9 protein-coding genes are annotated in these 11,419 nt (G+C 56.6%); all 9 read left to right on the forward strand.

Annotated features, from left to right (window positions below; genetic code table 11):
* Positions 1–432, forward strand: a 432-nt coding sequence (locus VGU61_RS00120) for a GNAT family N-acetyltransferase (protein WP_326857046.1), incomplete at its 5' end; no start/stop codon positions are given.
* A gap of 12 nt (positions 433–444) precedes the next feature.
* Positions 445–1,470, forward strand: coding sequence for a GNAT family N-acetyltransferase (locus tag VGU61_RS00125; RefSeq protein WP_326857047.1), 1,026 nt, complete (start codon positions 445–447; stop codon positions 1,468–1,470).
* Positions 1,470–2,855, forward strand: coding sequence for a polysaccharide deacetylase family protein (locus VGU61_RS00130; RefSeq protein WP_326857048.1), 1,386 nt, complete (start codon positions 1,470–1,472; stop codon positions 2,853–2,855). The genes VGU61_RS00125 and VGU61_RS00130 overlap by 1 nt, the downstream gene beginning before the upstream one ends.
* Before the next feature lie 10 nt (positions 2,856–2,865).
* Complete coding sequence (locus VGU61_RS00135) at positions 2,866–4,224, forward strand: hypothetical protein (RefSeq protein ID WP_326857049.1); 1,359 nt, start codon at positions 2,866–2,868, stop codon at positions 4,222–4,224.
* Positions 4,133–5,233 carry a glycosyltransferase family 4 protein gene (locus tag VGU61_RS00140; RefSeq protein WP_326857050.1) on the forward strand — a complete coding sequence of 367 codons (1,101 nt, stop codon included), beginning with the start codon at positions 4,133–4,135 and terminating at the stop codon, positions 5,231–5,233. Before VGU61_RS00135 ends, VGU61_RS00140 begins: the two co-directional genes overlap by 92 nt.
* Before the next feature lie 52 nt (positions 5,234–5,285).
* Complete coding sequence (locus VGU61_RS00145; protein WP_326857051.1) at positions 5,286–6,767, forward strand: hypothetical protein; 1,482 nt, start codon at positions 5,286–5,288, stop codon at positions 6,765–6,767.
* A gap of 289 nt (positions 6,768–7,056) precedes the next feature.
* The gene (locus tag VGU61_RS00150) at positions 7,057–8,430 is read left to right on the forward strand and encodes a UDP-glucose/GDP-mannose dehydrogenase family protein (protein WP_326857052.1); all 1,374 of its coding nucleotides are present in this window, start codon (positions 7,057–7,059) and stop codon (positions 8,428–8,430) included.
* Entirely contained in the window at positions 8,427–9,185 is a 759-nt protein-coding gene (locus tag VGU61_RS00155) for a glycosyltransferase family 2 protein (RefSeq protein ID WP_326857053.1), read from the forward strand. Before VGU61_RS00150 ends, VGU61_RS00155 begins: the two co-directional genes overlap by 4 nt.
* Before the next feature lie 595 nt (positions 9,186–9,780).
* Positions 9,781–11,419: nucleoside-diphosphate sugar epimerase/dehydratase (locus tag VGU61_RS00160; protein WP_326857054.1), on the forward strand; the 1,639-nt coding region annotated here is incomplete at its 3' end.

The raw sequence follows: 11,419 nt of genomic DNA on the forward strand, positions 1-11,419 counted from the left end.
CTGGATGCGTTTCTTGCGTTGAACCGGATGACGTTTGCGCGCCAGCGGATGGAGGTTCCATACTCGGACGCGTTCGTGCGCCGGCTGGATGCGGCTTGCGCCGAACGTGGTTGCCGCAAGTTCTTTATCGCGGTCGACCCGCAAGGGCGGCACCACGCGGGGTTATACATTGTCTGGGACGAAGAGAGTGCATACGGCTTGATGGTCGGGTCCCATCCGGCATTGCGTAACACTGGTGCCATCAGCTTCTGTTTCTGGCATGCGATCCAGTATGCCGCCACGGTAACAAAGCGATTCGACTTTGCCGGTTCGATGCTGGAGCCGATCGAACGGTTTTTCCGCAGCTTCGGGGCGACGCAGATTCCGTATTTTCACATCACCAGCTCAAGTTCGAAACTGGTGCGAATCAGCCAAGCCTGGTTCGATTCTTGAAGGATGATTCTCATGGATTTGATCGGCAACTTGCGAACCCAGGCCAATTTCCAAGAACTCGCCGAATCCGGTGCTTCGATGTTAAGTGCGAAGGAGAAGTATCGGATGCTGTGTAAAGAGGAAACCTCGATACCGGTGTTTTCCCGCGACTGGTGGCTTGATGCGACTGCCGGCGTGAAAGCATGGGATGTGGCTTTGGTCGAAAAAGGCGGGCATATCGTCGCCGCACTGCCCTACTCATGGCGGCGGCGGTTCGGCCTCAAACTTGTCGGTCAGCCGGCATTGACGCCCGCTTTAGGTCCCTGGTTTGCCCCTTTCAAGGGAAGCAATGCAGCCATGCTCCGCATGCAAAAGGAATGCATGGAAACATTGATTCTGCAGTTGCCCCGGTTTGACCATTTCTCGCAGTCATGGAACCACAGGATTCGGAACTGGCTGCCCTTTTACTGGGAAGGATTCAATCAAACCACGCGTTACACTTATACGATCCCGCTAAGGTCGGGGTTGGACGTGCTTGCGGAATTCTCCTCGAACATGCGCAACAAGGTGAGAAAAGCGCAAAAGCTTGTTACTGTGATCGACGATTGCCCCGTGGAAGTCTTCTTCGAGCTGAACAGGAAGACATTCTCCCGTCAGCGCCTGGCAGTCCCTTACAGCCTCGCCTATGTGAAGCGCATCGATGCGGCGCTGGCAGCCAGGGACAAGCGCAAGATATTCGCCGCCGTCGATGAGACAGGACGGTTCCACTCGGCGCTCTACCTGATCTGGGATGATGAAACCGGCTATGTGCACATGGTCGGCGAGGACCCGGACCTGCGGCAAAGCGGAGCCGGCATCCTGCTCATTCATGAAGCCATCCAGTTCTGCATAAGAGCGGGATTGAAGATGTTCGACTTCGTCGGGTCGATGATAAAAGGCGTCGAAATCGTCAGGCGATCCTGCGGCGGTACCCAGACAGCATATTTTCATATCACCAAGACGCGCTCCCGGCTGCTTCTGATGCGGGAATGCATGTTGTCGGTCATCCAAGGAAAGTGATGCTCACGATAACCTTTCCGGATAACTGCCGCCAGGAGCGCTCCTGGGTAAGCGGTGTCCTGCTTGGCGAATTTCTCGGCCTGAGTCATCGCATTCAGTTCGATGCCGTGCAGGAAGTTCACATCGAGGCCGCCGGAAAGCGCCTCAGCCTGCCTGATGATTTCTTTGCCGCTGCAAAAGATTGCTGGCTCATGAAGACATCGCTGCCGATCGGACCGCTGCGTCGATGGACGGTGAAAGACAATGGCCTGCATGCCTGTCTTCTGGCTCCCGGCGAAACCTCGGTGCCGGTATTGTTCGGCAGCGGCGGCTTCTCCCGCGATGGAGACGTTAACGCGAAACTTCAGCTCGATATCTTCGGTTCTGCCTTCTTCATGCTGTCTCGATATGAGGAGGCGGTCTGCGAGCGGCGCGATGCGCACGATCGATTTCCGGCGAGCGCGTCGCTTGCACACCGGGAAGGGTTCCTGCACCGTCCGATTGTCGACGAATACGTCGAGATTCTATGGTCGGCAATAGCGATGCTATGGCCGCAGCTCGAGCGCAAAACACGCCAGCATGCAAACGTGGTTACCTGTGATGTCGACCATCCATATCACCCCAGTGCCGCATCCTTGCCCCGCTTGTTCCGCAGGACCGCCGCCGAAACACTGCGCAAGCGCACCCTCGCCGGCGCCATGGCGCCGCTGAAAAATTATCTCGCCAGCCGCAAGGGAAACTGGAAAAACGATCCTTATTATCCGACGGTGGACTGGATGATGGACGTGAATGAAAGAGCCGGGAATACCGTGGCCTTCTACTTCATCCCGGAAATCACCGATTCCGCCATGGATGGCGAATGTGCCATCGCAGAGACCGCCGTCAGGGCAATGATGCGGCGCATCGCGGAACGCGGGCATGAGATCGGCATTCATCCCGGGTATCGCACCTATCGCAGCATGCCGACCCTGATATCCGGACTCGGCCGCCTCAGGCGCATCCTGGAGGAAGAACGCATACCCCAGCCGGTCATGGGTGGACGACAGCACTACTTGCGTTGGATAACGTCGACTCCCGGCATATGGGATTCGGCCGGGCTCGCCTACGACAGTACGCTCGGCTACGCGGACCATACCGGCTTCCGTTGCGGCACCTGTCATGAATACACCATGTTCGATCTGCATTCGCGAACGGCCCTGAATCTGAAACAGCGCCCGCTAGTATGCATGGACCGGTCGATCACCGCGTATATGGGCGGCGATTTGTCGGCATCCACCCTTCCGATAATGAAAGCATTAAAGGACGCGACACGAAGATTCAACGGCAACTTCACCTTGCTTTGGCATAACTCCTGTTTCGAAACCGACCAGGCACGGCAAACCTATTGCGAGATCATCTCTCCGTAAGCAGACCCTCATGAGACAACGACTGTTTCCGTTAGTACTGCATCTATGCATTCTTTTTGTGCTGATGTACGGCTATGAGCACTACATCGCGCCTATCTACGGATATGAAGGCTACGTGTTCGATCCGGACGAGGAAGGATGGTACGCCGCATTGGCGATGGTAACGGTCATGTCCCTGATCACGCCGGTAGCGGCGCACAAGCCGTCCACCTTGTTCTATCAAGTGATGTTGTCGAATGTGATCATCCCGATGATCGTGCTTTTCTGGGCCGGTAACCGGCCGTTTGAATATCTGGCGCAGGTAATGGTTGCGTATTGCCTGGTCATTTTCCTGCCGTTCTGCTTCAAGATCACGCCGCCGCATATTCCGTTTGCATCCAAAAGCACCTTGCGCTCCACGCTGTTCGTACTCTCATGCGCCTACATCGTCGCCATTTTTGCATTTGGCGGCGGTGCCTATCTCAATTTCGATTTCACGAAAGTATATGAATTCCGCGGCGAGGCAGCCAGCAACTTGCCCGGGATATTCGGCTACATCTCCCCGCTCATTGCAAAAATTATCGTTCCCGTGGCGTTCGTGCTGGCACTGCTCCAGAAGAAATACGGCATGGCGCTGATCGTCTTCGGAGCGACGGTGCTGATTTTCGGCCTTACCGCGCATAAATCGACGATTTTCATTCCATTCATGCTTCTTTTTGTATATGCCGCATCTTCCGGAAAGCATCTGATCGGCAAGCTGCTACTCGGCATACTCACCGTCCTGGTGCTCTCGGTACTCGATTTCTGGGGCGCGCAACACTATGAGAGCGGGTATCTCGGCTGGACGGGTGACCTGATGATGCGCAGGATGTTCTTCATCCCCGCTCATCTGAATTACTTGTACTACGACTTCTTTTCGCAGAACGGCCCGGTGCTGTTCTCCAACAGCAAGGTAACTCTCGGATTGCTCGAATATCCATATCCGCTCGATGTGCCGCATCTGATCGGCAGCGAATATTTCTACGACGAGACGACGGGCGCCAACACGGGCTGGCTCGGCAGCGGCTACATGCAGGCCGGGTTTGCCGGGTTGGTACTGTATGCCTTCATCGTCGCCGCAGTATTTAAGTACATCGATGCCTGTGCACGCCAGTCAGGCGATCGGGCATTGATTACCGCTGCCGTCATTGCGCCGATCCTCGCGGTAATTAATTCCGCCGACCTGCCTCCCGCTTTTCTGACGCACGGTCTGTATATCAATTTATTACTGATCGCTTGTTTATCCAATAGGTCCTCCAATGCGCATAGTTCACCTGAGCAGCGCGCACGCGCGCAGCGATACCCGGATCTTTATCAAGCAATGCCGCAGCCTCGCATCACACGGCCATGACGTTTCATTCGTCGTCGCTGACGGGAAGGGTGACGAAGCCCGGGACGGCGTGACGATTGTGGACGCCGGTCCGTCAAGGAGCCGTCTCGACCGCGTGCTGAACGCCACCGCACGCGTATTCGGAAAGGCCGTTTCCCTTGACGCCGATGTCTATCATCTGCATGACCCTGAGTTGATGCCGGCCGGACTCAAGCTCAAGCGCCTGGGAAAGCGTGTGATCTTCGATTCCCATGAAGACGTGCCAAAACAAATTCTCGGAAAGCCATATCTCGGAACGCACTCGCTGCGGTTGCTGTCGTCGTTCGTCGGCCGCTATGAGCGTTACGCATGCAGCCGATTCGACGGCGTCATTGCGGCAACGCCAACCATTCGGGATAAGTTTTTGTCCATCAATCCCCACACGGTGGACATCAACAACTTTCCCGTTCCCGGCGAGCTTGACGCAGGGGCGCAATGGAAGGAAAAGCGCATGGAGGTATGTTATGTCGGGGACATCAGCGCGATTCGCGGCATCCGTGAGCTGGTGTCGGCGATGGAAACGGTACGCTCTCCGGCCCGCCTGAATCTGGCAGGTCGCTTCGCCGAGCGGAATGTGGAAGCGGAGGTTCGGAGCTATGCCGGCTGGGAGAAGGTGAATGCATTAGGTTTCCAAGACCGAAACGGCGTGCGCAATGTACTGGCGAACTCGATGGCGGGACTGGTGATCTTGCATCCAAAACCGAATTATCTCGACGCGCTGCCGGTGAAAATGTTCGAGTATATGGCCGGCGGCCTGCCTGTCATCGTGTCGGATTTCCCGGCCTGGCGCGAGATCGTTGAAGGCAACCAGTGCGGCTTGTGCGTCAATCCATTCGATACCAAGGCGATCGCCGCCGCCATTGACAAGCTGGTCATGGACCGCGACTTCGCCAGCCGTATGGGTGAGAACGGACGACGGGCGGTCCATTCCCGGTTCAACTGGAGTGTCGAAGAAATCAAGCTGCGCAGATTCTATGCCAAACTGGCTTGAAGGCCGCATATGCAGGGTCGCCAACATGCACACCTACCTATATCTCCGCGCTATGCCGATAGCAGCCGTGCTCGCGCTTCTGTTCGGAAGCGGCCCGGCTGCCGCCGCAGCGCACGACGCCTTCGGCTGCGACGGCGCACTCGAAAAGCAGGCATGGGCGCTGTGGGATAAAGAAATCCATGGATTTCTGAGCAACCGATTGATCAAGGAGCGTTTGTCGACACGTGGAGACACCGCTGCGCTGTACGATTTTCAAACTTACACCTACAACCTGGCATCCATGGCCCGGCGCTGCAAACGGACTGCCCGGCTCATGGAAATGGCCCGGATCGTGCACACTGCATATGGCGCTTTGGAGCCGGTATCCTTGGCGACATCGTCGAAATGGTGGATATGCCGGGATGGCCCCCTATGCCATGAAAAGGCCCCGCTGCATAACCGGGAGGTGATGCTGCACAGTGTGCAGTTTCTCGGACTGGCATCGTATCTGGCTAACGCCATTGCGACCTCGAACGCGCCGTTGGGCGCCGAGGAGCAGCGCTACATCAACGACACCGTCAGCATAGCCATTGACCATCTTTCCCGATGGGGAAATGAATCTGCGATTGACAAGGTCGCGAAGGCCATCAAGGCAACGCCTCAGGATGTGAAGAACGGCTCGACCGCACTGCTGTTTACGGATAAGCCGTTATGGATGATAACCATCTACGCGGAAATCGCCGGCATTCTCGACGCCCAAGGCAGGCTCGGGTTCGCCATTCGACCGGCTGACAAGCAGCAGATCGAGCCTCTCCGCAAACATTTAAGTACATTGCTGGCATTTTTTTCCGCACGCGTCTCCTATCATCCCGTTAAAAACAGCAAGACGCCCGCTGCCGATCTGGATCGCGGTTTCTGGAGAAACTATGCCGATGGCAGGTATGCGGGGTATGAGAAGGAAGAGAAACCCGCAGAGTGCCCACCGCCGGGCGATACGAATGCCGAGGCACGCGCTGTCATCAGGATTCCCGCTCATACCGTGCCCATGCGCAGCGACACCGGTTGGGATATCAGTCATGCCCGTCGCCTGGTGCCTGCGCTGGATGCACTTGAGCGCAATCGCGATGCGATAGCGCGTGTCTTTTCCGTTTCCAGGGATGCTCTGCCGTCGAACCAACTACCCGAGGCATTTGCGACGGCGCTGTATTCGGTCCTATGGAACCAGGACCCGAACCGGCCATTGTTTTCGAACTACTGGAGTGGTGCGAACGGCTGGTATCGTGTCGCTTATGAAGGCGACAAGCGAAAATGCCGGGAAGGACATCCGCCATACGGCATGACCGCCTCATTTCCGACCAGCGGGTACGTTACATGGGCACGCTACAAGCCGGCCATTGGCACCCTTGGGCGAACGCTGTATGAAGTCATCAAAAGCGAACAGGAAGCCGACATCGCATTCATAGAAAAATATTATCCAATGTTCGGCCGGTCGGCGGACACGCAGAAGAGGGCGCTTGCCGAAGTTATGTTCTTCCCGTCGCTGATTGCAAACTAAGCACGTTCTACGGACTGCTGCTGACGTCCTCGTACAGACTTTGCAGAGGTGAACCGGCTATGGCGGGTGCGCCTGAACGAAGACTGCTGCACTGTCTCTGCGCCGGTTGCGTTACATGCCAAGATCGCTGGCCGATCCCGCACTCGCTTTTCGGCGCATCACACCAATCGAAATTATCGGGCTTTCCGCTTCAACCAACGGTGATAAATCAGTTTTCCATACTTATCTTCCGCTGTGCCTCCCGCTAGATTATCAAAAGACGAACGGATGTCTTTTCAAGGAGGCGCATTTGAAAATCACTGTGATCGGTTCCGGATATGTCGGTCTAGTTACGGGCGCGTGCCTGAGCGAATATGGCAACGACGTCTTTTTTCTTGACGTCGATCGCGAAAAGATCGGAGTTCTCGACAGAGGAGGAATGCCCATTCACGAACCGGGTCTCAAGCAGATGATCGATCGCCATCGCTCGGACGGGCGTATTCGCTTTTCCACGGATGTGGCAGCTGGCGTTGCGCACGGCGAAATATTGTTCATTGCCGTGGGCACGCCGCCGGGCGAAGACGGATCGGCTGATTTGCAGTATGTCCTGGCCGCCGCGCGCAGCATCGGACGATATATGGACGGCTTCAAGACCGTCGTGAACAAATCTACCGTCCCGGTTGGCACGGCGCTGATGGTGAAGGGAGCCATCGCCGAGGAACTCCGACGGCGCGACATTGCAGATGTCGACGGCCGATTCTCGGTGGTATCCAATCCGGAGTTCTTGAAGGAAGGGGCGGCAATCAACGACTTCATGCGGCCGGATCGTATTGTCATCGGTTCCGACGACGATCCGGCCGGATCACGGGCGCGGGCCATGATGAAAGCGCTTTACGCGCCGTTCACCCGTAACCACGAACGCATCATGTACATGGACGTTCGAAGCGCCGAGTTCACCAAGTATGCCGCCAACGCCATGCTCGCGACGCGCATTTCCTTCATGAATGAACTGGCGAATCTCGCCGATTGCCTCGGTGCGGACATCGAACTGGTCCGGCAGGGAATCGGGTCCGATCCGCGTATCGGATTCAGTTTCCTGTACGCCGGCACCGGATATGGCGGCTCATGCTTTCCCAAGGACGTCCGGGCATTGCTTGAAACCGCCCGTTCCTGCGGGCAGTCGCTGCGGATACTCGATGCGGTGGAGCAGGTCAACCAGGATCAGAAATGCGTTCTTTGCGACAAGCTGGTGCGGAAATACGGCGAGGACCTGTCCGGGTATACGTTCGCTCTGTGGGGGCTCGCCTTCAAGCCGAATACGGACGATATGCGCGAAGCGCCAAGTCTCTCGATTGCCGCGAACCTGTTACGGCGCGGTGCTTCAATCCATGCGTTCGATCCCGTCGCCATCGAGCAGGCGGCAGGTGCACTGAAAAACATCCTGACCGCACCGGAATTCGAGCGGGTTACTTTCTATGACGACCAGATGGCCGCACTGTACCAATGCGATGCGCTGGTGATCGTGACCGAATGGAAGGTGTTCCAAAGTCCCGACTTCGGGCAGATTAAATCATTGTTGAATACAGCGACCATCTTTGACGGCCGGAACATGTATGAACCGTCGCAGATGCGCAGTAACGGTTTCGATTACCACGCAATAGGGCGTCCGGGAGTCATGGCATGAATACAGCAGCTATTCGCAGCATTTCGGTGATCATCCCCTTTTACAAGGAGATCGACCTTATCGAGAGGGCGATTGCGTCGGTGGCAAAGCAGGCACTTGCGCCGCACATTCATCTCGACGTGGTGGTCGGCAACGACAGCAAGCTTGCGGAAGACGACATCAGGGCGGCGCTGTCTCGTCGCTCGAATCGCATAACCAGAATCGTGAAAAATTACCGTGAGAATGGGGCTGGTAACGCGAGAAACGCGGCGCTTGATGCCGCGCACGGCGATCTCATCGCCTTTCTCGACGCGGACGACTACTGGTGCGGCTCGAAACTCGACCGCCAGATCAAGTTGATCGAAGCAGGCGCCAATTTCGTGACCGGTGCATATCGCTTTGACGGATGCCGCAAGGTGATTCGGCCGCCGACGCGTATTTCGTCGAGCGCGGATCTGTTCAAGCAGCTTGCCGTCGGCACGTCGACCGTCGTGGTGCGGAGGGAATTCCTTGATCAGGAACGCTTTCGGAACTTCCGGTTTTGCCAGGATGCGGAGATGTGGGCCCGTCTCGCCGGCAAGGCCGGGTTCCGGTTCGGCTCCACATCGGAAGTGGTTACCGTATACGCTCCTTCCCGCCGTACGTCGAACAAGCTGCGGCAGCTGATGGCCTTTGCCAAGGTGGTGCGGCAATTTCCGCTCGGTGTGAAGGATCGGAGCGAGATCTATCTGCGATACATGGCACGAGGCGTTTTCAATCATTACATCAGACGTTGACCTCTGAGCTTTCATCGCGCCTCGTAGTACTCTGGTTGGTTCGAGTCGCCCACAACTTCAATCCGTAACGCGCCGCGCGCGACGTGACAAGCCGCGAGCTTCTGACCGCCCGTGAACAGATCCTATCGCGCCTCGGCCGTCTGAAGGAATCATGTGCGGACGATGGCTTGGCGCACGACTCCAATATGACTAAACACACCGTCGGATGGCAATAGGGTGGAGTCCCCTGTTTTGAACATGGACTTCCGGTACGGGTTCGCATGGTGGCTCCGTGCCTTGGCCCCCATTCACAAACCGGTGCTATTTTTTTCTGGGGTGGTCGGGATCATTCTGACGTATGAGCGGTGATGTGATGTCAAGAGTGGAGGAGGCGTGCGATGCGCACAGTCGTGCACCGGATGCGCACCGTGTCAGCCATCCGGGTACCAATTGAAAAATTAGAGGCTGCAGGCCCATTCGGTCATTTAACTATCGAAATCCCTTACTTATTTTCTTTGCCATCACCCAGTAAAGTAAGTAAGAACGCGCGGTCGATGTCGGCAGCCGGCAAGATTGCTTAAGCCATTCACTTATTACTGATCCCATTTCAATAACCATGCTTTCAGCCACTTCGACCAAAGTAGCCGCGATTCGCATCAGCGATGGGCTGGTATCGATGAACCGATTCGCAAAGGTCGGTCTCATGCTTGCGACGGATGTCGCTCTATTGCCGTTTTGTTCAATGATTGCTCTTTTGCTGCGCGTGGGTGATGTGGAGCTTGCGATGCAGTATGGCCTGTTGCCGCATGTCTTCATTATGCTCATCACCGTGCCCTTGTTCGTGATGACCTCGCTTTACGGCGCGATCATACGTTTTATCGATGTGCGCCTTCTCATGGTTGCCGGTCTCGGGCTTGCGGCCGCAGTGGCCTGTGCGTTCGTACTGGCCTCCCATATCGGCGGCAGGGAGCTGCCGCGTGGCGCGCTGGTGATTTACTGGTTTGTCGCCTTTTCCTATGTCGTTACCTCGCGTCTCGTCGCACGTCTCGTTCTTCGCGGGGGCAGGAACAGCAAGCTGGAGGAAGGATGCAGGACCGCGATCTACGGCGCGGGCGAAGCTGGGGCAAAGCTGGCGATTGCGATGCGGGTAAGCGACCACTTTCGTCCCATTTGTTTTTTTGACGATAAGCGCTCGTTGGAAAACCACAATGTCGCGGGACTGACCGTGTTTCACTCGGACGAGATAAGTAAAACGGTAAGCCAGCGGCGTATCGGACTGATTGTGATCGCTGCTCCGTCGGCAACACCGGAGCAACGCAGGGCCGTGATGGAGCGCGCACGGAAATCCAGCGCACAGGTAAAGATATTGTGCAACCTGATGGAGTTGACCGATGAGCCGATCTCCATCCGGTCGATCCGTGATATCAAGATAGAAGATCTTCTTGGTCGCCAGCCGATTCAGCCTGACCGTACTTTGTTTGAAAAGTGCGTGCGCCAGCAAAGCGTCCTGGTGACAGGGGCAGGCGGCTCCATCGGAAGCGAGCTATGCCGTCAGATCATGACACTGGAGCCGGAAGAACTGCATCTGCTGGATCATGCGGAATTTTCCTTGTATGCCATCGATCAGCAATTGCGCACGCGCTTTCCATCGATAAGGGTTATCCCGCACCTTGGTTCGGTGTGCGATGAGCGGCTGGTACGGAGAATTGTCGGCGACAACCATATCGACACCATTTATCACGCCGCCGCCTATAAGCATGTGCCAATAGTGGAAGACAATATTGCCGAAGGCGTCCGGAATAATGTTCTCGGGGCCAGCGTCATCGTGAACGCGGCGCGCGCATACCATGTCAAGACCTGCGTGCTGATTTCAACCGACAAGGCGGTGCGGCCGACGAGCGTCATGGGCGCCACCAAGCGGGTAGCCGAACTGATCTTCCAGGCCGCGGACCGCGAAGCCGGTTCCCGCACGAAATTCTGCGCCGTACGTTTCGGCAATGTGCTGGGTTCGTCCGGTTCCGTGGTTCCGCTATTCCGGCACCAGATTGAGCGCGGTGGCCCCATAACGATTACCCACCCAGAAGTGGTGCGCTATTTCATGTCCATCCCCGAGGCGGCGCAACTCGTCATGCAGGCGGGATCGATGGCGACCGGCGGAGACGTGTTCGTGATGGACATGGGACAGCAGGTAAAGATCGTCGATCTTGCCCGCACGATGCTTGCGATGTGCGGACTCAAGGAAAGGACCGCGCAGA

This window comes from Noviherbaspirillum sp., from assembly GCF_035944575.1.
Lineage (GTDB): Bacteria > Pseudomonadota > Gammaproteobacteria > Burkholderiales > Burkholderiaceae_D > Noviherbaspirillum.